The 19,882-nt window shown below is 61.6% G+C and carries 23 protein-coding genes; 6 read left to right on the top strand and 17 right to left on the bottom strand.

Annotated features, from left to right (window positions below; translation table 11 throughout):
• Nucleotides 1-107: 107 nt before the first annotated feature.
• From IEY38_RS06615 to IEY38_RS06605, 3 genes are all read right to left on the bottom strand, one after another.
• Nucleotides 108-1,757, bottom strand: a complete 1,650-nt coding sequence (locus IEY38_RS06615) for a PAS domain S-box protein (RefSeq protein WP_188976382.1) — start codon at nt 1,755-1,757, stop codon at nt 108-110.
• A 263-nt stretch (nt 1,758-2,020) separates the two neighbouring features.
• Entirely contained in the window at nt 2,021-2,893 is an 873-nt protein-coding gene (locus IEY38_RS06610; RefSeq protein WP_188976380.1) for a CPBP family intramembrane glutamic endopeptidase, read from the bottom strand.
• A 66-nt stretch (nt 2,894-2,959) separates the two neighbouring features.
• Nucleotides 2,960-3,508, bottom strand: a complete 549-nt coding sequence (locus IEY38_RS06605; protein ID WP_188976378.1) for a DUF1684 domain-containing protein — start codon at nt 3,506-3,508, stop codon at nt 2,960-2,962.
• Between the two features lie 127 nt (nt 3,509-3,635).
• On the opposite strand from IEY38_RS06605, the gene IEY38_RS06600 reads away from it, so the two are divergent.
• Nucleotides 3,636-4,295 (top strand): J domain-containing protein, encoded by a 660-nt coding sequence (locus IEY38_RS06600; protein WP_188976376.1) that lies wholly within the window; start codon nt 3,636-3,638, stop codon nt 4,293-4,295.
• 74 nt (nt 4,296-4,369) lie between these two features.
• Here the strand turns inward: IEY38_RS06600 and IEY38_RS06595 are convergent, their stop codons facing one another.
• Together IEY38_RS06595 and IEY38_RS06590 are read right to left on the bottom strand one after the other, a co-directional pair.
• On the bottom strand, nt 4,370-5,224 hold the full coding sequence (locus tag IEY38_RS06595) for a UbiA family prenyltransferase (RefSeq protein WP_188976375.1): 855 nt from the start codon (nt 5,222-5,224) through the stop codon (nt 4,370-4,372).
• A gap of 52 nt (nt 5,225-5,276) precedes the next feature.
• On the bottom strand, nt 5,277-5,648 hold the full coding sequence (locus IEY38_RS06590) for a hypothetical protein (RefSeq protein ID WP_188976373.1): 372 nt from the start codon (nt 5,646-5,648) through the stop codon (nt 5,277-5,279).
• 106 nt (nt 5,649-5,754) lie between these two features.
• On the opposite strand from IEY38_RS06590, the gene IEY38_RS06585 reads away from it, so the two are divergent.
• On the top strand, nt 5,755-6,150 hold the full coding sequence (locus tag IEY38_RS06585) for an OsmC family protein (protein ID WP_188976371.1): 396 nt from the start codon (nt 5,755-5,757) through the stop codon (nt 6,148-6,150).
• Nucleotides 6,151-6,205: 55 nt separating this feature from the next.
• Here the strand turns inward: IEY38_RS06585 and IEY38_RS06580 are convergent, their stop codons facing one another.
• Nucleotides 6,206-7,489, bottom strand: coding sequence for an FIST signal transduction protein (locus tag IEY38_RS06580; protein WP_188976369.1), 1,284 nt, complete (start codon nt 7,487-7,489; stop codon nt 6,206-6,208).
• 176 nt (nt 7,490-7,665) lie between these two features.
• On the opposite strand from IEY38_RS06580, the gene IEY38_RS06575 reads away from it, so the two are divergent.
• Nucleotides 7,666-8,115 (top strand): DUF5799 family protein, encoded by a 450-nt coding sequence (locus IEY38_RS06575; RefSeq protein ID WP_188976367.1) that lies wholly within the window; start codon nt 7,666-7,668, stop codon nt 8,113-8,115.
• Here IEY38_RS06575 and IEY38_RS06570 read toward each other — a convergent pair.
• Nucleotides 8,112-8,261, bottom strand: a complete 150-nt coding sequence (locus tag IEY38_RS06570; protein WP_188851454.1) for a DUF7557 family protein — start codon at nt 8,259-8,261, stop codon at nt 8,112-8,114. The genes IEY38_RS06575 and IEY38_RS06570 overlap by 4 nt on opposite strands.
• Nucleotides 8,262-8,380: 119 nt before the next feature.
• Here IEY38_RS06570 and IEY38_RS06565 point away from each other — a divergent pair, with 119 nt between their 5' ends.
• Together IEY38_RS06565 and IEY38_RS06560 are read left to right on the top strand one after the other, a co-directional pair.
• Entirely contained in the window at nt 8,381-9,163 is a 783-nt protein-coding gene (locus tag IEY38_RS06565; protein WP_004962592.1) for a class I fructose-bisphosphate aldolase, read from the top strand.
• Between the two features lie 3 nt (nt 9,164-9,166).
• Nucleotides 9,167-10,294, top strand: a complete 1,128-nt coding sequence (locus tag IEY38_RS06560; RefSeq protein WP_188976365.1) for a hypothetical protein — start codon at nt 9,167-9,169, stop codon at nt 10,292-10,294.
• Between the two features lie 36 nt (nt 10,295-10,330).
• On the opposite strand, the gene pfkB is transcribed toward IEY38_RS06560, so the two are convergent.
• The 5 genes from pfkB to IEY38_RS06535 all read right to left on the bottom strand — a co-directional run bounded on the left by pfkB (nt 10,331) and on the right by IEY38_RS06535 (nt 14,246).
• Nucleotides 10,331-11,239, bottom strand: a complete 909-nt coding sequence (pfkB, locus tag IEY38_RS06555) for a 1-phosphofructokinase (RefSeq protein ID WP_188976363.1) — start codon at nt 11,237-11,239, stop codon at nt 10,331-10,333.
• Nucleotides 11,236-11,997, bottom strand: coding sequence for an HTH-type transcriptional regulator GlpR (gene glpR / locus IEY38_RS06550; RefSeq protein ID WP_188976361.1), 762 nt, complete (start codon nt 11,995-11,997; stop codon nt 11,236-11,238). The genes pfkB and glpR overlap by 4 nt, the downstream gene beginning before the upstream one ends.
• Nucleotides 11,998-12,085: 88 nt before the next feature.
• Entirely contained in the window at nt 12,086-13,069 is a 984-nt protein-coding gene (locus IEY38_RS06545; protein WP_188976359.1) for an isocitrate/isopropylmalate dehydrogenase family protein, read from the bottom strand.
• A gap of 87 nt (nt 13,070-13,156) precedes the next feature.
• Nucleotides 13,157-13,381 (bottom strand): hypothetical protein, encoded by a 225-nt coding sequence (locus IEY38_RS06540; protein WP_154021044.1) that lies wholly within the window; start codon nt 13,379-13,381, stop codon nt 13,157-13,159.
• 124 nt (nt 13,382-13,505) lie between these two features.
• Nucleotides 13,506-14,246 (bottom strand): HFX_2341 family transcriptional regulator domain-containing protein, encoded by a 741-nt coding sequence (locus IEY38_RS06535; protein ID WP_188976357.1) that lies wholly within the window; start codon nt 14,244-14,246, stop codon nt 13,506-13,508.
• A 235-nt stretch (nt 14,247-14,481) separates the two neighbouring features.
• On the opposite strand from IEY38_RS06535, the gene IEY38_RS06530 reads away from it, so the two are divergent.
• Entirely contained in the window at nt 14,482-15,402 is a 921-nt protein-coding gene (locus IEY38_RS06530; RefSeq protein WP_188976355.1) for an ATP-grasp domain-containing protein, read from the top strand.
• 534 nt (nt 15,403-15,936) lie between these two features.
• Here IEY38_RS06530 and leuD read toward each other — a convergent pair.
• The 5 genes from leuD to ilvN are packed head-to-tail and all read right to left on the bottom strand — an operon-like array spanning nt 15,937 to nt 19,872.
• Nucleotides 15,937-16,581 (bottom strand): 3-isopropylmalate dehydratase small subunit, encoded by a 645-nt coding sequence (leuD, locus tag IEY38_RS06525; protein WP_188976353.1) that lies wholly within the window; start codon nt 16,579-16,581, stop codon nt 15,937-15,939.
• Nucleotides 16,578-17,999 carry a 3-isopropylmalate dehydratase large subunit gene (gene leuC, locus IEY38_RS06520; protein WP_188976351.1) on the bottom strand — a complete coding sequence of 474 codons (1,422 nt, stop codon included), beginning with the start codon at nt 17,997-17,999 and terminating at the stop codon, nt 16,578-16,580. Before leuC ends, leuD begins: the two co-directional genes overlap by 4 nt.
• Nucleotides 17,996-18,268 (bottom strand): hypothetical protein, encoded by a 273-nt coding sequence (locus tag IEY38_RS06515; RefSeq protein WP_188976349.1) that lies wholly within the window; start codon nt 18,266-18,268, stop codon nt 17,996-17,998. The genes leuC and IEY38_RS06515 overlap by 4 nt, the downstream gene beginning before the upstream one ends.
• Nucleotides 18,261-19,292, bottom strand: coding sequence for a ketol-acid reductoisomerase (gene ilvC / locus IEY38_RS06510; protein WP_121577564.1), 1,032 nt, complete (start codon nt 19,290-19,292; stop codon nt 18,261-18,263). Before ilvC ends, IEY38_RS06515 begins: the two co-directional genes overlap by 8 nt.
• The gene (ilvN, locus tag IEY38_RS06505) at nt 19,285-19,872 is read right to left on the bottom strand and encodes an acetolactate synthase small subunit (protein ID WP_005535182.1); all 588 of its coding nucleotides are present in this window, start codon (nt 19,870-19,872) and stop codon (nt 19,285-19,287) included. The genes ilvC and ilvN overlap by 8 nt, the downstream gene beginning before the upstream one ends.
• Between the last annotated feature and the right edge of the window lie 10 nt (nt 19,873-19,882).

The raw sequence follows: 19,882 nt of genomic DNA, 5'->3' as shown, positions 1-19,882 counted from the left end.
CCCGGTCGTGTTCCGGGCGACATTCTACTGTTATATCGGAAACGCAGGTGCGACGCCGGGAATGTCGGAAACGGCCCTGCGAGCCGGATACACAGAACTCAACGGTATTAGGATTGTAACGGCCACTGGATCTGTCCATCACGTCGGCTCAGTTCGTATTTGAGCCAGCGGGTGAGTAGTTCGACGAAGGCCTGTTCGTCCTGTCTAAACTGGCCCGACCGGGGGTCACGGGCAACGAAACAGACCGTCCCGAACAGCTCACCGTCGAGTTCGATTTTCGCACCGAGGTAACAGCCGATACCGTACCGCTGGTATGCGGGGTCGTCATCCAGCCCCTGCTGCTCGGCATTATAGATTGAGAGCATGCCGTCGGATTCGATAGTTCGTCGACAGTAGGTCTCGGAGAGCGATGTGATGTCGCCGGGGGCAGTGAGAGACGGGTCGCCACTGGTAGCGATTATTTCATGTGTTCCTGCCTTGGGATCGATTGCGACGAGATGGCCCTGATCGACGCCGAGATACTCGACACCGAGCGCCAGTACGTCGACTAACCGCTGTTCGAACCGGCGCTTCGTATCGTTCGTGACCTCGTAGAGTTTCTCGCGGTAGCGTTCGGCCGTCGCCTGTCGTCGCTCCCGTTCGATCTGCTCTGTGATGTCCTTGATCACGTTCGCAAAGCCGCGGATGTCGCCGTTTTCTCGAAGCACTGTGACGGTCACATCTGCCCAGAACGTGCTCCCGTCCTTCCGAACACGGAGCCCGCGGTCGGTGGCTTTGCCGCACTCCCCGGCTTCTCGCAGCAGTTCCTCGGGAATGCCGTCGGCCACCTGTTTCCCTGTGTGAAACGTCGAGAAATGCTCGCCGAGGATATCAGATTCCTCGTACTGCGTGATCTGTTTCGCACCGGCGTTCCACGACTGGATGCGGCCGTCGGGGTCGAGCAGGAACATCGCGTAATTCTCGACTGCATCGACAAGTAGCCGGAACCGCTCGCGCTCGTGTCGCAGTTGCTTGTCGAGTTCTTCGCGGTCAGTCCGGTCACGAACCACGCAGACGGAGCCGTCATTTTCGATACTCGCGACGGTGTGTTCGCCGATGAACTGTGTCCCGTCGGCGCGTTCGAGCAGTGTCTCGCCCGTCCATGTCCCGTTTTCGTTCACAGCCGGGAGGATTTCATCATCGACCGTTTTGAGGCTCTCTGCCGAGTGGATTTTCTGCCAGTGTTCGCCCAGAAGCTCGTCGCGCTCATAGCCGAACGTGGCCGCGTAGGCATCGTTCAAATAGGTGAACCGACCCTCGTTGTCCAGTGTGCTGATGCCGTCCCAGGCCGCGTTCATTGCGCGGTGCCCACGCATAGCCTCGAGTTCGTCTCTACGGGCTTCGACCGCGTTTTGCACCCTGTTCGCTAGCACCGCATACTGGGACGTTCCCGGTTCCTTCTGGATGTAGTCCGTGACACCTGCGGAGATTGCTTCGGCCGCGATCTCTTCGCTACCCTTCCCGGTGTAGAGGATGAACGGAAACTTCGGTGCGTCCTCGCGAATCCGTTCGAGGAACTCCAGCCCGTTCATTCCAGGCATATCGTAGTCGCTGATAATACAGTCGTACGTGTCCTGCGGGCGGTCCGCAATGACCTCATCGGCCCGCTTCGCAGTATCGACGCTGAATGAATCTATGGTCCGCTCGAGATATGCCGCAGTTAGATCGGCAAAGTCCGGTTCGTCATCGACATGTAAGACGCGCACTGAACCAACCATCTGTTTAGATATTGTGCAAAAACCGTAATAAGACGTTTGTCATTTCAAAGTATTAGCATCAAGGTATCGCCTGTCACTGGGTAAAAATTCGGGTGATTGATCGAGTGCTAGTTCGGAGAGAAAGGATATCTAGGGTAGGAAAATCGCCTTTTAGAGGTGCAAATAGAATATAACTATTACCTTCCCCTGGGTGTACAGGCCGAGGAACAAATAACATTATTTACAAACCTTCTACACTACGAGCCTGCTTGGGCAGGGCCTGGTCAGAACCAGTTGCTACTGAGGACGCCCGTGGCGGACGAGAGTTCACCACTGAATTTTACGGTGACGTACAGGCCAGTAAACAGCGTGGCGTTGTACGCGCCGTGGATGAGTGACGGGACGACGATGTTGTCCGTGTACTCGTAGGTTGCGCCGAGGATGAGCGATGGAATGAGGAGGGCGCACACCCCGACAAGTTTCCCCGTGACCGACCCACCGCTGAGGGCGGGGTAGTGAATGCCAGCGAAGATGACACTCGCGATGGTGACGCCCGAAATCGGGCCGAAGTAGTCCCGAATGCGGCCCTGAACGACGCCGCGGAACAGCAGTTCCTCACCCGGGCCGATGAGGAGGAAAGAAGCAGGAATCAACAGGAGGAGGACTTCGGGGTTTTCCATTCCGATCTCAGCCGCCTGATTAGTTGCCGTTTCTATTCCGAACCGCGAGACAAGCCTCCTGATGATGGAAGCTACCACCACGAGCCCGCCCATCGCGCTGGCGTAGCCCAGCACGACGATGCCGACCTCACGGAGACTTGGCACAGAAATGCCGATAGTGAACGTTCCGGTGTCTGGCGGATAAGAGATGAATTTTCGGAGCTTCGATCTGATCACCGGCCTGAGTTTGATGTACGTGTATGCGATGATCGGTAAGCCGATTCCCTGAACCGTTATCAGACCAAGTACCAGTCTCTGTACTACCGTTATTTGTACTCCTACGCCGAGTGACAGAAAAAAAGCGGTGACGAGGAAGAGGACCGTTCCGAATCCGAGTCCTATCACGCCCAGCAAGAGCGCCGAGAAAAGCGTAAACACGTACTGGAAGGCCTGTAGAGCCATGTGAAGGACTGGGTATTCGCGGGAACCAGTTGCCATACAGTGCGTTAGTCGTGGCGATGTGTAAACAATTCGTTCGGTACCGTGACTGCCGGCAACTGCGTCTCAATCGGTTCGTTCGCCGGTCGTCACCGAAGTTTCGAGCCAGTTCGACTCCGGCGGGAGCGGACAGGAGAAGGTATCGCTGTAGGCACAGAACGGCGAGTACGCGAGGTTGAAATCCAGCGTAATCTCGTCGCCGTCACTCAGATCGCGGTCAGGTTCCAGCTCCATGTATCGGCCGCCATCGTAGCTCTGTTGGCCGGTCGTCTTGTCACGGAACGGAACAAACAGCGTCCGCGACTCGTCGGCGGCCTGTCGGAACGCGTGGAGTTCGCGGGACTCGCCGTCGAGGTCGAACGACAGCGTCGCGACGTGGAGATAGCGCACCGTTCGGTCATCGCTCGTCTCTAGATCGACCGACTCCGGTGTCTCGTGGATCGTAACTGTCGCTTCGACCCGATAGTCGGGGTCCGGATCGAAGTAGCTGAGTCCGTCGAAATCATCGCGTTCCTCGGGCGGAATCGGGGATTGGCGGTGTTCCGCGAAGAAGCGGTCTTTCTCGTCCCGGTTGGCCTCCAACTGCGCTGCCCAGTCTTCGGTGTCGTCGTCCATACAGAAACGGTGGTGACCACGCAGTTTCAGTCCGGCGACTCGGCGACAGACGAGCGATATCGTGACGTGAGAGAGTGGATACCTTATTATACACCTAGTCCAACTGAATAAATACACAGGGGTGTGTATGGAAACGACGTTCTACGGTATTCTGGGGGTGGACCCAGATGCCACCGAAGAGACGATAGTCCGCGCCTACCGGGAGCAGACAAAAGCGCATCACCCGGACGTGAGTGACGACCCTTCCGCAGAAGAACGGTTCAAGCGCCTCACACAGGCGAAGAACGTGCTCACGGACGAGGCCGAGCGAGCGCGATACGACCGGCTCGGCCACGACGCATACGTCAACAGGCACGTCGACGGAGGCGCGGACGGAGGCACAGCCACGGGCGGTGTCAGTGACATCGCACAGCAGTACGTCGACCAGCGGGCCGATGCAGAGACGACTGGCGAGGCAACGGCGAACGCGACACAGCGGCCCACCCAGACCCGCGGGGGAAGCACGGGCTACGGGACTGCCGCGGAGTACTACCAGCCCGGCCAACGAGTCCGGCCGACGCAGTCGTCGGGAGTCGAGACGCTGTTCGGTTCACTGCGACGTGTCGGCCCGTGGCTGTTCGTCCATCTGGCATTACTGGTCTGTACGATCATCGCCGCCGTACTGCTCGCAGTCGGTGGCCTCTCGGGGAACCTCTCGCCCGTCGTTGCCGGTGTCATGGCAGTCTCGATGCTGACAATCTCACTGGTCGTCTCAGCGACCCACGTCCTCACACACATTTCAGGCTGACCGACGAGGGGTGGTTCGAGCGATGGGAGTTTCGAGCAGCCGGCGGACGACCAACTGGCAGCACAGCCCCAGCCTCACGCTAGTGGCCGAAACCAGACAGCGGTAACGAGGACGGCCAGCAGGAGATACGACCCACGAATCAGCAGCATCGTCGCGGTTTCGGGGTCGCCTCGCTGGGCGATAGCCGCGACCGCCCCGAAGACGACAGCAGCCGCCGCAGCACTCGGCGGGATGCCGGGCAATGCCACGGACAGCCCGACGATTCCGAGAAGACCCGCTCCGAACAGGCCAAGGGCGAGTCGCCGAGCGCGCTGGTGGCCCAGTACGACGGCGACGGTGCGTTTCTGTATCGACCGGTCGTAGTCGTAGTCCTGTTCGTCGTCGATGATCTTGATGCCGGTCAGCAACAGGAGGAACACGGCCGCGAGACCGACAGCACGCGGCGTCAGCGTCGTAACCTGAGCGTAGTAGCCACCCAGCAGCGCCAGCGCGATACCCGCCGGGTAGCCCATCGTCGCGCCGACGGGGTTCATATCCAGTTGTGGCGCGTGGGTATAGCCGATGACCCAGGTCGGCAGCGTCAGCAGCGCCGCGTCGGGACCGACCAGCAGCCAGATGGCTGCCGTACAGAGCGCGAAGCCGACGCCAGCACCGACCAGTGCGATACGACAGCCGGAGTCAGTGAGGGGATGATCGTCGTCCTCGCCGCGGACGTGGAAATCGACGTAGCCGTCCTTGACGTGGGCCGTGTAGACGGCGAAGAACATCGCGCCCGCGTGGAGCGCTGCCAACGGTGGCCAGAACCCGCCGGAGAGCAACCCCCCGAACAGCGAGGTCGCAAGCGGTGGCAGCATGAACACCGGATGAACCTGCGAGGCCAGGGCACTCACGGTCGCGAACGGACCGGTCTCGTGTCGGGCGACTGCCATACGAACCCAAGGCACGGCTACGGCAAAAATCCCCATCCGCGTTGTTTCGGTACTACCGCCAGTTCGACCGGTCCAGCACGAACCCCGAGATGTGCGAGGCTAATTCTCTGGCAGCCTGTTCGGTACCCGCGTGGAGTTCGCCGGACACCGGGCCGGCCTCGCCGCCGACGCCCTCCGTCTCCGAGATCGGGTCCGTCGTCGTCGGATACGGTCGGCGGGACCGAACGCGGTCCCGGAGCGCCTGAACGGTGGCGTCAGAGAGTTCGTAGGACAGATGCTGGAGGTCGTACCGAACGATGAACCCCCGCGTCGCGTCTCTGACAGCGAGGACCGGGTGACCCCGATCCCGACAGCGCTCCCAGATCTCACGCTGGTGGTCCCGCGTGGCGTACACCGGCACGTTCGACGGTGCGAGGTGTTCCATTGCCTGTTCATACGGGTTGGAGGTGTATTACCTTTCGGCAGTGCCCCGCTGACAGAAACGCCACGCAGGAAACGTTTAGGGGGAGGGCTGTGTCCACAGGAGTGCTATGGCAGATATCGAAGTCGAGAGCACATGCGAGGAAGGATACACAGTAGAGAGCATCATCAACGGCGAATGGGAGCTCATCGTCGACGCGCTGAGCGAGAACGGCCCGTCGCCGAATGAGGTGCTGGCCGCCGACTACGCCTCCTGTTACATTCCGGCGCTACGCGTCGCCGCAGACAAGTACGGCCACGAGGACATCGGCAGCGTCGACGTCGAAGTCGCCGCGGATCTCGATGAGGACGACGACCTAGAGCACATCGATTTCCACGTCGAGGTCGAGGAATCGCTTGCGGACGAAGAGCAGGACATCGTCGAACTCGCCGAGGACATCTGTCACGTCCACTCGGCGCTGCAGGACGAGCTACACGCTCAAATCTCCATCGAGTCCGGCGTCTGAGTGGGCAGGAACGGGGGGTGACGTTTATTTTTCGCTGGTAGCAGGCCTGTAGTCGTCACTCCGGAAACAGCAGAATGACTGAGGACGTGTTGTGATAGCCCGTGTAATCCTCGTCAGCCGAGCAGACTTCGCCGTAGGTTTCGAAGCCGGCGAAGGGCGCATCGATAGCGCTGTGAATCGTGTCGACAGCGTCGTCGAAGTCGTCGCCGAGAATCATTGCACGGCAGGCGCAGTCGTAGACGAACCCGCCCGCGACGCTTCCGCCGCGGAGTTCATTGACAGCGTTGTTGGCGGCGTTCCGGACCGCATACACCTGGTCGGATTTATTGCTATGTGTCACCACCACTTCCGTTCCTTCGGAGACGGCGACGGCGAAATCCAGCGGTCCTTCGGTGTCGGTCGTGTGGCCCGGCCATCGGATGTTGTATCCCGTCGTCGAGATGAGTTTGCTCTCGATGAAGGTCTTGATTCGGGAGGCGAGTCCGTCGGCATCGGCTTCCGGTTCCGACTCGATACCGAGTTCGTAACGGCCGAGCAACATGACGAGATCTTCCGATCCCGCCTCCAGTTCGTCGACGTCGATATCGTATGTCTCCATCGCGTCCTCCCGAATCGCGTCCCGCCAGGCCTCGAACGCGGGTCTGCCGTCGAGTTCGTACACGGTACTTCCCTCTGCCCGGGTTACTGTCATCGCCTCGGAGATCGGTTCGTGGCCGTGGTTGACTGTCACCGGGAGCGGGTCCTCTGCAGCGATGAGCGCGAGGACGACAGCGTCCGTCTCGACGCGGTCGTTCCGGAAGACGTGAGTCTGCTCCAACTGGAGATCGTCACCCGCGGACCCGCCGACGACCGGCGTCTCCTCGTCGTCCAGATACTGCTCGGTGAGTCGAGTGACCTTGTTTCCGATTCCAGCCATACCGTCGTGAAGGTTGATGATCGTCCGATGCGGATACCCGTCGACAGCGGGGTCCCCGCTTGCGGGGAGGTCGTGAACGGCTTCGAACAGACAGCGCTCGGGATCAGCGCTGAGTTCGGTCGAGAGGCTGGAGAAGAACCGCATCGAGTCCGACGAAACGACGCCGACTGTGACAGTTCCGTTCCCCGAACCGGATTCGGTGAACTCTCCGGAGGACGAACAGCCCACGATTTCGGTATCTGACCCAACAACACTCCGAGCACCCCACAGTACCGCATCGTAATCGTACGTTGGAGAGCAGAAAATCTGACAGAAGTCTGGTTCGCTTGCCGAGATATCGGCCATGGCTTCCCGTATGGCGTCCATCGCTGCGGCATCTCCCGAGTCCCCCGTCGCCTGCCCTGTCCCAAACTCAGTAGTCATCGAGATGCAAGTATATCGTGAGCTAACTTAACATATTGGAACCGTTTTGGAGACACTAAAACGTAGCGGTCGCGGCAGCCGGTGGCGTGACAGTCAGCCCAGAAACGGTACGTTTTACTGTAGAACACCGCACGGAGCGGGAAACGCTCATACCGCCGGCCCGCAAATACCAGTCCATGAGCGATTCAGACTGGACCGACCGCATCGCCGGCGAACGGATGGCGGTCGACCAGCGGTTCAACGAACAGGTCAAGGCATCATCGTTCTCCAGCCAGCAGTGGGGGCTGGTAATGACTGCCGTCGAGTTCGAGATCGAGAACCCGGGTGACCCGGACGCCGCTCGGATCGTCGCCGATACGTCGAAGCTCTCTAGCGTCATGCCAGAGATGGAACGGGTCGCCAATCAGGGGCCGATGGGCGGTCCCGGGGGCGAACAGTCCGGAAGCTCGGGCGGCGGCCTCCTCTCGGGCGTCAAGGACGCGCTTGGGCTCGGTGGGTCCGGTGGCGGGAACAAACAACAGGAGGAAGAGGCGGCACGGCTCGCACAGGAGTACGCTGAGCAACTCCAGGAGAAACTGGTATCGAACGGGCGCTGGAAGTCCGTCTGCGAGCAGGCACAGGGTTAGTACTCGTCGCCGCTGTGGAACAGTGTCAGCTCCTCGGCCTCGTAGATGTTGATGAGTTCCGTCACGACGTCGTCGTACGACTCGTCCTCGACGCGGAGGTCGTCGAGGCGTTCTACTGTCTCAGCATCCAGTTCCACAGATGGCATGTCTGAACCTTTCATTGGAACACACTTAATTCCCGCCCTCGATCAAAAACGAACGCGAACAGTAGTAACAAATCAGAACCGAAAACTGTTAATGGTCGTTCTCGGTAGAAACACGACACATGCGACCACTGGGAGACTCACCGCTCGTACGGAACGACAAGACGCTGGTGCTAGCACACGACCACGGGCTGGAACACGGTCCCAAGCAGTTCAGCGGCGTCGAGGAGCGCCTCGACCCGCGTGAGGTGTTCGAGATGGCGACCCACGACGCCGTGACGGCGCTGGCTGTCGGGAAAGGGCTCGCCGAAACGTACTATCCGAGCTACGAAGACGACGTGAACCTGCTGGCGAAGCTCAACGGCGGTTCGGACCTCTGGATGGGCGATCCGTACTCGCCCCAGAACTGGTCGGTCGACTACGCCGCCGAACTCGGTGCCGACGCCATCGGCTACACCGTCTACCCGGGCGTCAACCGCGAGACCGACATGTTCGAGGACTTCCGCCCGGTGCAGGAGAACGCCCGCGACCACGACCTGCCGATTGCAATGTGGTCGTACCCACGCGGACAGGCCATCAAGGAGCACCGCAGTCCGTCGACGATTGCCTACGCGGCCCGCATCGGGCTGGAACTCGGGGCTGACTTCACGAAGGTGAAGTACCCGCGCGACAAGGAAGCGATGGCACACGCCGTCCGCTCGGCCGCTGACAACCGCGTCCTGCTCTCCGGCGGGTCGAAGACGTCCGACCGTGACTTCCTCGAACTCGTCGAAGACTGCATGGACGTCGGTGTCGCCGGCCTCGCCGTCGGCCGCAACGTCTGGCAGCGCGACGACCCCTACGACATCCTCGACAAGCTCGAAGGCGTCATCTTCGAGGACGCCACGGCAGACGACGTCCTGTAGGCCATGGACGACGAGACGCGCCGAGCCGTCGCTGCAGCGGACGAGGCGTTGCCCGCCAGCGACGCGCTTCCCGACGCTATCGACACCGGCTCGGTCGTGTTCGGCTTCGACGGCTACCTCGACCGCGTCCGGGAAGTCGTCGCTGACCGCATCGACCCCGAGAGCCACGAGCGCCTCGCCACGCTGGAAGGGTTTGGCGACCGTATCGACCGCTCCGTCGCCGCCGACAGCTCCCTCTCCTTCGAGTGGCTCCAGCAGGGCAGCCGAACCGGGGGTCACACCAGCCACCTCGCACGGGCCTTCGGCGGCTGGTCGTTCGACCCCGTGATGGTCGGGATGTACGGCGACCCGGTCCACGACGCCTTCGAGACGGAGTTTGGCGACTACGAACTCCACTCGCTGGGCGAACCCGGTGTCACCGACGCCGTCGAGTTTGACGACGGGAAGCTCATGCTCACGGAAATCGGCGACACGATGGCGCTCGACTGGGCCGAACTCGACGCGACTTTCGGCCACGACCGACTGGCCGAAAAGCTCGACGGCGCACGCCTGTTAGGAACCGGTTACTGGTCAGAGACGCCGGATCTGCCGACCATATTCGACGGCCTCCGTGACCTGTGGGGCGACATCGCCGACCCGCCCGAGACCGTGCTGGTCGACCCCGGCGACGTGCGAAAGCTCGACGCCGACCGCCTGCGCGCCGGTCGGAAGGCTATCGGCCGCCTGGACGAGGTGACGGATGTAGTGGTCACCGCGAACCGCGCCGAGACGGGCGTTCTCGCGGACGCTTACGCCGGCGACGGCGAGCGCTCGTTTGCCGAGGACGCCGAGGCGGTGTTCGCGGCGCTGGAACCGACCTGGTTCGTCGGTCACGGCGTCGAGCGTTCGGTCATCGTCACTGCGGACGGCACCGACAGCGTGGCTGTCCCCGCAGTCTCGGACCCGGAACTGACGACCAGTTCCGGCGACCACTTCAACGCCGGACTGGGGCTGGCTCGCATCGCCGGCCTCCCTCCCGCCGCCGCCGTGGTCGTCGGCAACGCCGTTGCCGGCTACTTCGTTCGGACTGCGGACCAGCCGTCGCTGGCCGACGTGCGCGCGTTTGTCGACGACTACCTGGAAAAGTTCTGAGTTGCTGTCTCCGCTTTCTACGACGCTTTTTGCCCGCTACAGCCGCCGCACCGTCACGCCATCACGGAGCGAGTCGATGTCATCTAGGTCTGGAACGGCCGTGCCGGCCCGCTGGACGACCTGTGCGGAGACGGCCACGCCGGTCCGGAGCGCCGTCTCGTCGTCCGCGCCGGCCTCCCAGGCGCTCAGGACGCCCGAGAGGAGCGCGTCGCCGGCCCCGACGGTGTCGACGACATCGATGTCGAGCGCTTCGGCGTACAGTCGGCCCGCGTCGCCGACGAGGACCGCGCCATCCGCGCCGAGGGAGGCCAGTACGCGGTCGAAACCACGATCCCGGAACACGTCGGCCGCGTCCGCACACCCCTCGACAGTTGACACATCGGCCCCGGTCGCGTCACCGAGTTCGGCGCGGTTCGGCTTACAGAGGCCGTACTGGGCATCGAGTTCCCGAAGGACGTCCCCGCCGGTGTCGACGATCGTCTCCCAGTCGCCACCGGTCGCGATGCGGTCGATGGCATCAGGGGTCAGCCCCGGCGGTAGGCTCCCACCGACGAGTACGCGGTCGGGGGACTGCGCTCGTACCTGTTCGAGCAGTGAGTCGACGACCGACTCGTCGACGGCTGGTCCGGCTTGGTTCAGCTTGTATTCCTCCGCGGCTGCGATGGCGGTGGTGTTGAGCCGGGTCGTTCCGTCCACATCGACGAAGGCCGTCTCAACGCCGTCGTCCTGCAGCGTCTCTCTGATGAACGAGCCGGTGAACCCACCCAGCAGCCCCGTCGCGACGCAGGGCCGGTCCATCGCGGTGAGCAACTGGGCGGCGTTGATGCCTTTCCCGCCGGCGTCGAACTGTGCCTCGTCGGCCCGCATCACACGATCGGGAGCCATCCGCTCGTCGAACTGGATCGTCTGGTCGACCGCGGGGTTGTAGGTGACGGTGACGGTCATGTGCTGACCTCCTCGACGGTCACGTCGGCGTCCGCGAGTGCCGTAGCGAGCGCCCCTGACGGGCTGGCGTCAGTGACCAGCAGGTCGACCTGCTCCAGATCGGCAAAGCTGACGAAACTCCGGTCGCCGAACTTCGACGCGTCGGCGACCAGCACGACTCGGCGGGCGCGCTCGACCATCATTTCCTTGACGGCCGCCTCGTCTTCATTTGGCGTCGACAGCCCGGCGGCACTGTCGAGAGCGTTCGTCCCCAGAAACAGCAGATCGAAGTTCATTCGTCCGATGGCTCGCTCGGCCATCGGGCCGACAAGCGCCCGGGTCCGCGGTCGGAGACTCCCGCCGGTGAGCTTCGCATCGACGTCTCGCTCGGCCACTTCAGTGGCGAGTTCCGGCATATTCGTTGCCGCGACGTAGTCAGTGTCCGGAATCGCGCGAGCGACTTCCATCGTTGTCGAGCCCGCATCGAAGCAGACCACATGGCCCTCACGGACTTCCTGTGCAGCCCGCTCGCCGATGGCCTGTTTCTCCGTGTAGTGGTCAACCTCGCGCTGGCCGTACGGTCGTTCTGTCCCGGCGGAGGACGCCGGTACTGCACCGCCGTGGGACCGCTTGATGCGGCCTTGCGACTCCAAGTCTCGGAGGTCACGGCGTATCGTCGCCTTCGAGAACTCGAGTTCCGCGGCCAGCTCCGACACTGAACAGCCGTCTCGCTCTGTCACCAACTGGACGATAGTGCGCTTTCGCTCGGCCGGGAGCATTCTCTCGGCTGTGATTGTTTCGCTTCGGTTTTACCTCTTTCTATTGGGCCGTGCTTGTTTCTGCCCAGATAGAACGCGAGAAAACTGTCTACAGTTCCTCGATAACCGCGGCGGTCACGTCCTCAGTGGATGCGTCGCCGCCCAGATCCGGCGTTCGAGGCCCGGAGTCGAGTACGGACTCGACAGCTGTTCGAACTGCATCGCCCTGTTCGTCGTAGCCGAGGTGGTCGAGCAACATCGCTGCGGAGAGTATCATCGCCGAGGGGTTGGCGATGCCCTCGCCGGCGATGTCCGGGGCGGAGCCGTGGACCGGCTCGAACAGCGCGTTCTCCTCGCCAATGTTGGCCGACGGCAGCAGACCGAGGCCGCCGACGAGGCCCGCGGCGAGATCCGACAGCATATCGCCGGCGAGGTTCGGACAGATAACGACGCCGTAGTCCTGTGGGTTCATGACCAGATGCATCGCAAGCGCGTCCATGAGCGCCGTGTCGTAGGACGCGTCGCGGTCCTCGCCGACCGCCGACGCCGCATCGAGGAACAGTCCGTCGGTGGTACGCATGACGTTAGCCTTGTGAGCGATGGTCACGTCGTCGTAGCCGTTCTGCTTCGCGTAGCTGAACCCGTATTCGGCGATCTTCTCAGATGCGTCTTCGGTGATGACCCGCGTGCAGGTGGTGACACCGTCGGAAATCTCGCTCTCGATGCCCTTGTAGACGCCCTCGGTGTTCTCCCGGATGAACACGATGTCCGTGTCGGGCTGGACGGCGTCGAGTCCCGGATACGAGCGGGCCGGGCGGACGTTGGCGAAGGAACCGACAACTTGCCGGAGTGGCAAGATGACATCGGCCGCCGTCTCACCGGCTGCGCCGAACAGCGTCGCATCGGCATCAGCCGCCAGTTCGCGTGTCTCCTCCGGGAGCGCTTCGCCGGTTTCCGCCTTCACCGCGTCGCCGGCCTCACCCTCGACGAAATCGAAGTCGACGGCGTCGATGGCCTCAAGTACCTCGACCGCGGCGGGTGTGACCTCCTGTCCGATTCCATCGCCGGGAATAACGGCTATCTCGTGTGTCATAGCGGGAGGCACGTAGCCGGCTGGTGAAAGTGGTTCGGTTCGCTGGTTCCATGGGCTACTCGGGAGGTATCGGGGTCCGGCAAGCGGTTATTGCTGGAGCCGACTCGGGTCCAAGGCAGCGCCATGCTCGTACAGTGCGTCAGCGGTGGACCGTCCCGACCCGGCGAGCCGGAGGACGGCTCCGGGTCGAGACAGGGATGGCAGTGCGGTGGCACGGCTCCCCAGCGAGCGCATCGAACTGGTGGAGGGCCGAAGCGACGGGAACAGCGCGTCGCCGGGGACCGTGCGCACCCGAGTATTGTGGTGGTTCATATGTATTTACTACCTCAACACTATCAATACTATAGGCACTACAGATGGTAATTTTACTATCTATACTATCTGTCTATCGAGTATTGCCGCCGCCGAAGTAGTGACAGCGAGACTGAGACCCGTTTCAGAGTTTGTGTCGGAAGGCGTGGAGGACGTTCTCGCCGGTTTCAGTCAGTTCGATCTGTTTCGTCCGACCGACATCCTTGACATCGATGTAGCCGTCTTCGACCAGCGGGTCGACGATGTTGGCGTTCAACAGCGCGAACTTCGCCTTCTCGTTTGCCGGGTCTGCGTCGTCGATGAACGAAAGACCAGCGTCCTCGGCGAACCCGATGAGGTCCGACTTCTTCGCGGTGTAGGTATCCGTGTTCGTCCGCTTGAGATAGTCCAACACCGCGACTTGGTCGCGGGATATCGCCTCGATGGGGTAGGAAGGGAGGACCTCCGCACGCTCCATCCCGCGGGTGAGTGGCTCCACAGAGACAGATGGGACGTGTTCCTCGGGATGGACGTAGTATGCCGTCGCCGCCGTCGCCATACAGGCGATAGCGCTCCCGATAGCCGCCACCTTCGGCCCGCTGGAGACATTGACGCGCACGATGTCTTCCGGGTGATCGGCGGTCAGCGTCGTGACCTCGGCCAGCACGTCGTAGAGGTCGTGTAAATCCGATCGATGTAGCTCGACGCTGACGCCGTTAGCGTCCAGTTCCTCGACGAGTGCCTGCTGGTACGGCGTCAACCGTGACGGCTCCAGCGTCGCTGTGAGGAGGTACACGTCGTCGGCGTTGTGCTGGTGAATCGGTTCGGCAATCCGGTCACGCTCGTGCCCCAGCGGCGCGATGTGTATCTCGCGGATCTGGTCCATGCAGGAAGAACGCAACCGGCTCTCGTATTGCTTTTTACATCCCTAATAGGATTGATCTGTTGAATAGCGACCCCTGAGCTACCGTGGAACGCCCCCAGTCTTGAGACCACCAGCGCCAGCTACTAACAAGCCGATTCAAATTCCAACCATCTCGACCAACGCCGCTATTCAACAGAGCAGTGTCAACAACCTCCCACCGAAGAGCGTTAGTATTTTTATTGTATATTATGTTTCGATGACATACTTGTCATCGGCCAGGATCGGTATTGTCACCGGTGAGACAGCTCCCGACTTGACCGAGGATGGGCAAGCGTTACAAACGGAGTTACGCAATCGCGGCCTCTTGACGGAGCCAGTTCTCTGGACGGGTTCGACGGTAGAGTGGGACAGCTTCGATGCAGTGCTCGTCCGATCCTGCTGGGAGTACCACACCCAACTGGATGCCTTCCAGAACTGGCTGGATCGTATCGAGAACGCGGATGTCGTACTGTTGAATTCAGCCGACACAATCAGATGGAACCACCACAAGTTCTATCTCCGCGATCTCGAACAGAGAGGTGTCTCGATTCTCCCGACGGCGTGGATTGAACGGTCCACCGAAATCGATCTCAGGACGGTGCTAGAAGACAACGGCTGGCAAGAGGTTGCGGTAAAACCCGCTGTCGGCACCAGCTCGGCCGGTATCTGGAGGACCTCTCTCGACGAAGCTCGAAACCACCAGCAGCGATTCGAGGACCTAGTTTCAAGTAGCGACGTTCTCGTTCAGCAGTTCGCCCCCGAAATCGACAACGGCGAACGGTCGCTGGTCTTCTTCGAAGGTAGTTTCAGCCATGCCACTAGACAGCTTCCAGCTGCAGACGATTTCCGCGCTCACCCCAATTACGGCGGAAGCTCAGAACCGTACGAGCCACCGCGTGAGATAGTGGAGCAGGCCGCAGCCGTCCTTGAAGCTGCAGGAAAGGAACTAGGAATTAGCCCAATTAATTTCCCGTACGCCCGGGTGGATGGTATCGAACGAGGGAGCGAATTCCTGCTGATGGAACTCGAACTCATCGAGCCGTACCTGAGTCTTGATGCCGGCAACAATGCCGTCACTGCGTTTGCAGATGCCATTGAAGCAAATCTATCTCGGCATGCGACCGCGCGCCAAGACTAATCGTAGCTCTCCACGAACCGACGACTGATTACTCGCTCTCAATATTGGACGCCACCCACTTGAATAAACATATCCGGTACAGAAGTAAATATACGGAGACGTATTAAGAAGGAGCAAGCTATTGGACGTCGATCTGCTGATACTTGTAGTATACTATATACGTAACCTGAGATGAGAAGATAGCGATTAACAGCCAACTAGTATTACCTGATGGTGGCTCAAGAACTTCTACGATGAGTGCCGAGAGGATAATTACCCCTGCAATTGTCCAACAGTCGACAATGTTACCGACAACGCCAGTATTAGACACATTACGCGATAGTGTGGAATAAGTGTTATTTTTTGCTAGTCCAGAGACAAACCAGAATCGCTAACGAGCGGTTCGGTGGAACGGTCTAACGTGTGGATGCTTCGATAGCTTTCAGGACTGAACTACGTAGATTCATGACTGCTGTTAAACTGCAACAACAAGCGGTCCGCTCGCGCTCACGGCTCTGCCGTTCGCGCAAATCGAGGTCACGAAGTGACCTCGCGTCAATCGTCCGCTTCGATATCCGACCGCGTCTGATCGAGGTACGGCAACTGCGAGGCCGTCTCCTCGATAGCATTCTTGTTTGCCTTCATCAGCGCTGTCGTGTCCCAGTTGCCCTCGACGAGGGCCTCGCGCTGGGCGCAGTCGACGCTGACGTTGATCTCGTTGTCGCCGTAGGTGACTGTTTCCGCCCGCACGTCGACTTCGATCTCGCCGTCGGGGTTGTCGTCCACCCACTGCTGGAGCGCGTTGATCGTCTCGTGGTCGGCAGTGACCGTCGGGATGCCGAGCGCCAGACAGTTCCCAGCGAAAATCTCGGCGAAGCCCTCGCCGATGATAGCGTCGATGCCCCAGCGCATCAGGGCCTGTGGTGCGTGTTCGCGGGAGGAGCCACAGCCGAAGTTGTTGTTGACGACCATCACGTTCGAGTCCTGGAACTGCTCTTCGTTGAATGGATGGTCCTTCTCGTTGTCCTCGTCGTCGAACCGCAGGTCGAAGAAGGCGAACTCGCCCAGCCCGTCGAAGGTGACGACCTTCATGAACCGCGCGGGGATGATCTGGTCCGTGTCGATGTCGTTCCCGCGGATCGGGATACCAGACCCTTCGACGTAGTCGACTTCGGGGATGTCCTCCGTGGCGTCGCTCATGCCAGGGTCACCTCCTTCAGGTCGCGCACGTCGGAGACTTCGCCGGTGATCGCCGCGGCGGCCACCATCCGGGGGTTCATCAGGACGGTCCGGCCGTCCTTGCTGCCCTGTCGGCCGACGAAGTTCCGGTTGGAGGAGGAGGCACAGGCCTCATCGCCTTCCAGTTGGTCCTCGTTCATACCCAGACACATCGAACAGCCGGCGTTGCGCCATTCGAAGCCGGCCTCCTCGAAGATGTCTTTCAGGCCTTCCTCCTCGGCGGCACGCTGGACGCGCTGGCTGCCGGGGACGACGAACGCCCGCACGTCGTCGTCGACCTGGCGACCCTTGACGATACGGGCCGCGCGGCGGAGGTCGGGCAGTCGAGCGTTGGTACAGGAGCCAAGGAAGGCCACGTCGATGTCGTATCCTTCCATGGTATCGCCGGGCTCGACGCGCATGTGCTTCTGGGCGCGCCGGGCGGTGTCGACCTTGTCGTCGGCCAGATCCTCGGGCTCCGGAATCGGGTCGTCGATGCCGATGCCCTGGCCGGGTGTGGTCCCCCACGTGACGACGGGGTCCAGCTCGCTGGCGTCGATTTCGACGACGTCGTCGTACTCGGCGTCCTCGTCCGAACGGATCGACTCCCAGTACGGCTTGAGTTCCTCGAATTTCTCGGGGTTCTCCTGAAAGTAGTCCGTCTGTTCGAGCCACTCGTAGGTGGTCTCGTCGGGGTTGACATACCCTGCGCGAGCGCCGCCCTCGATAGACATGTTACAGATGGACATCCGGCCTTCCATGTCGAGGTTCTCGATGGTCTCGCCGGCGTACTCGTAGACGTAGCCGACGCCGCCCTCGGTCCCGAGCCGGCGAATGATTTCGAGGATGATGTCCTTGGCCTCGACGCCCTCGTCGAGTTCGCCGGTGACCTCGATCTTGCGGACCTTCTGTTTCTCCATCGCGATGGTCTGGGTCGCCAGTACGTCGCGGATCTGGCTCGTTCCGATACCGAACGCGAGCGCGCCGAACGCGCCGTGGGTCGAAGTGTGGCTGTCGCCACAGACGATGGTCTTGCCGGGCTGGGTGATGCCCTGCTCCGGGCCGATGACGTGGACGATACCCTGATCGCCCGTCGTCGGGTCCGAGAACTGAATGCCGGCATCGCGAACGTTCTCTTCGAGTTCCGCCATCATCGTCTCGGCCGCGTCGTCGCTGTAGGGCCGGTCCTGATTGGCGGTCGGCACGATGTGGTCGACCGTCGCGTGAGTCAGATCAGGGCGTGCGACTTCGAGGCCGCGCTCTTTGAGCATCCCGAACGCCTGCGGACTGGTAACCTCGTGGATGAGGTGCAGTCCGACGAACAGCTGGTCCTGGCCGTTCGGCAGCGTCGTGACTTTGTGCTGGTCCCATACCTTGTCGTACAGCGTTCCCTTGCTCATACTGTCTCGTCCCGTCCTTCAGTTCCGCGCTCGTATGCGCGAGTGACACCCTCGTCGGGTGCTTCGTGGTCGATGTCTTCCATCTTCTCGTCAGTCTCCTCCTCGTCCTCCGCATCGCGTTCACCGCCGTCAGCGGCTACAACTGGGCCGCGGCGAAACACCGCGCCGAAGGTCCCGTTCGTCTCGGGGTGGGTGTGCTGGATGCTCCCCATCGTTGTGCGTGAGTCGCTCTGTTCGCCGTCCGTTGGATTCGTGCGTTCGTTAGTCATCTGCTGGAGCTTCTGTCTTCTCTGCGTCGGCGTCCTCACCCCACGCGAACAGTTCGCGCAGGTTCTCGCCGACGGCTTCGATCTGGTGGTTCTGTTCGGCGTCGCGGTACTGCTTGTAGGCGGGCCGGTTGGCCTGGTTCTCGTTGATCCACTCGCGAGCGAACTCGCCGTTCTGGACCTCTTCGAGGATCTTCTCCATGCCCTCGCGGTCGATGACCTCTTCGCCGCGGGTCAGGCCACCGTACTCGGCGGTGTCGGAGACGGAGTTCCACATCCCCATGTGGCCGCCCTCGTACATCAGGTCGACAATCAGCTTGAGTTCGTTCAGACACTCGAAGTAGGCCATCTCCGGCGCGTAGCCGGCGTCAACCAGCGTCTCGAAGCCGGCCTTGACCATCTCAGTGACGCCGCCACAGAGGACGGCCTGCTCGCCGAAGAGGTCCGTCTCGACCTCTTCCTGGAAGGAGGTCTCGATGACGCCGGCGCGGGTGCAGCCGATGCCCTTCGCGTAGGCCAGCGACTCTTCTTTGGCGTTGCCGGTTGCGTCCTGATACACCGCGATGAGGCCAGGTGTCCCCTCGCCGCGCTCGTAGGTCCGGCGCACGAGGTGGCCGGGCGACTTCGGCGCGACCATCGTCACGTCGACATCTTCCGGCGGCTCGATCTGGCCGTAGTGAATGTTGAAGCCGTGGGCGAACTGGAGCGTGTCGCCGGCGTCCAGTTCGTCCTCGATGGCTTCGTAGACGGCCGGCTGAATCGTGTCGGGGACGAGCATCACGACGCGGTCCGCCTCGCCGGCGGCCACGTCTGGCGTCTCGACACGGAGACCCGCGTCCTCGGCGTCGGCCCACGACGAGGAGTCCTCGCGGAGGCCGACGATTACGTCGACACCGGACTCGTGAAGGTTCAGCGCGTGGGCGTGGCCCTGCGACCCGTAGCCCAGTACGGCTACGGTCTCGTCGTCAATAGTCGATACGTCAGCGTCCTCGTCGTAATAGACTGTTGTGGTAAGTTCGTCAGACATCTTTCTCTAGTGTTTTCGGGCCGCGTTCCAGTGCGGCGGCCCCGGTTCGCACGATTTCCTGCACATCGAACTGCTTGAACGCCTCGATGGCGGCGTCGATCTTCTGCTTGCTACCCGTGATTTCGACGGTGACTGAATCGGTCGATGCGTCGACGGCCTGCCCGTCGTACATATCAGCGACAGCGTTGACGTCGTCGGGCTTCTCGCCGCTGACTTTTACCAGCGCGAGCTCCCGACGGACGGCCTCGCCTTCGAGTTCCCTGACCGAGACGACGGGCACGAGCTTCCGAAGTTGCTTTTTCGCCTGGTCGATCCCCGGTTCCGGCTCCTCGATGAGGATCGTCATCCGGGCTGTGTCGTCGTCGACTGTCGGCCCGACGGTCAGACTTTCGATGTTGAACTGGCGTCGGCTGAACAGCGCCGACACCTCCGAAAGCACGCCCGGCCGGTGTTTGACCAGGGCAGACAGCACTGCCTGTCGCGGTTCGTGGGTCACTTCGGCCTCGGGGTCGACGCGGATTCCCTGCGTGTTGCGTCGGCCCTTCGGGCGCATCCGTTCGTCCGGCGCGGGGCCTGGCATTCCTCCAGTC

Origin of the sequence: Haloarcula sebkhae, assembly GCF_014647415.1 — an archaeon.
GTDB lineage: Archaea > Halobacteriota > Halobacteria > Halobacteriales > Haloarculaceae > Haloarcula > Haloarcula sebkhae.
Note: the sequence above shows the minus strand (reverse complement) of the source record. Positions and strands in the feature narration are given on the sequence as shown.

Bases quoted from the DNA above. Each gene is read 5' to 3' on its own strand.
- ilvC (WP_121577564.1), bottom strand. From the start codon at position 19,292: ATGTCTGACGAACTTACCACAACAGTCTATTACGACGAGGACGCTGAC.
- IEY38_RS06615 (WP_188976382.1), bottom strand. From the start codon at position 1,757: ATGGTTGGTTCAGTGCGCGTCTTACATGTCGATGACGAACCGGACTTT.
- IEY38_RS06600 (WP_188976376.1), top strand. From the start codon at position 3,636: ATGGAAACGACGTTCTACGGTATTCTGGGGGTGGACCCAGATGCCACC.
- IEY38_RS06565 (WP_004962592.1), top strand. From the start codon at position 8,381: ATGCGACCACTGGGAGACTCACCGCTCGTACGGAACGACAAGACGCTG.
- IEY38_RS06535 (WP_188976357.1), bottom strand. From the start codon at position 14,246: ATGGACCAGATCCGCGAGATACACATCGCGCCGCTGGGGCACGAGCGT.
- IEY38_RS06585 (WP_188976371.1), top strand. From the start codon at position 5,755: ATGGCAGATATCGAAGTCGAGAGCACATGCGAGGAAGGATACACAGTA.
- leuD (WP_188976353.1), bottom strand. From the start codon at position 16,581: ATGAGCGACGCCACGGAGGACATCCCCGAAGTCGACTACGTCGAAGGG.
- IEY38_RS06540 (WP_154021044.1), bottom strand. From the start codon at position 13,381: ATGAACCACCACAATACTCGGGTGCGCACGGTCCCCGGCGACGCGCTG.
- IEY38_RS06590 (WP_188976373.1), bottom strand. From the start codon at position 5,648: ATGGAACACCTCGCACCGTCGAACGTGCCGGTGTACGCCACGCGGGAC.
- pfkB (WP_188976363.1), bottom strand. From the start codon at position 11,239: ATGACCGTCACCGTCACCTACAACCCCGCGGTCGACCAGACGATCCAG.
- IEY38_RS06580 (WP_188976369.1), bottom strand. From the start codon at position 7,489: ATGACTACTGAGTTTGGGACAGGGCAGGCGACGGGGGACTCGGGAGAT.
- ilvN (WP_005535182.1), bottom strand. From the start codon at position 19,872: ATGCCAGGCCCCGCGCCGGACGAACGGATGCGCCCGAAGGGCCGACGC.
- IEY38_RS06595 (WP_188976375.1), bottom strand. From the start codon at position 5,224: ATGGCAGTCGCCCGACACGAGACCGGTCCGTTCGCGACCGTGAGTGCC.
- IEY38_RS06570 (WP_188851454.1), bottom strand. From the start codon at position 8,261: ATGCCATCTGTGGAACTGGATGCTGAGACAGTAGAACGCCTCGACGAC.
- IEY38_RS06575 (WP_188976367.1), top strand. From the start codon at position 7,666: ATGAGCGATTCAGACTGGACCGACCGCATCGCCGGCGAACGGATGGCG.
- IEY38_RS06610 (WP_188976380.1), bottom strand. From the start codon at position 2,893: ATGGCAACTGGTTCCCGCGAATACCCAGTCCTTCACATGGCTCTACAG.
- IEY38_RS06515 (WP_188976349.1), bottom strand. From the start codon at position 18,268: ATGACTAACGAACGCACGAATCCAACGGACGGCGAACAGAGCGACTCA.
- IEY38_RS06545 (WP_188976359.1), bottom strand. From the start codon at position 13,069: ATGACACACGAGATAGCCGTTATTCCCGGCGATGGAATCGGACAGGAG.
- glpR (WP_188976361.1), bottom strand. From the start codon at position 11,997: ATGCTCCCGGCCGAGCGAAAGCGCACTATCGTCCAGTTGGTGACAGAG.
- IEY38_RS06530 (WP_188976355.1), top strand. From the start codon at position 14,482: ATGACATACTTGTCATCGGCCAGGATCGGTATTGTCACCGGTGAGACA.
- IEY38_RS06605 (WP_188976378.1), bottom strand. From the start codon at position 3,508: ATGGACGACGACACCGAAGACTGGGCAGCGCAGTTGGAGGCCAACCGG.
- leuC (WP_188976351.1), bottom strand. From the start codon at position 17,999: ATGAGCAAGGGAACGCTGTACGACAAGGTATGGGACCAGCACAAAGTC.
- IEY38_RS06560 (WP_188976365.1), top strand. From the start codon at position 9,167: ATGGACGACGAGACGCGCCGAGCCGTCGCTGCAGCGGACGAGGCGTTG.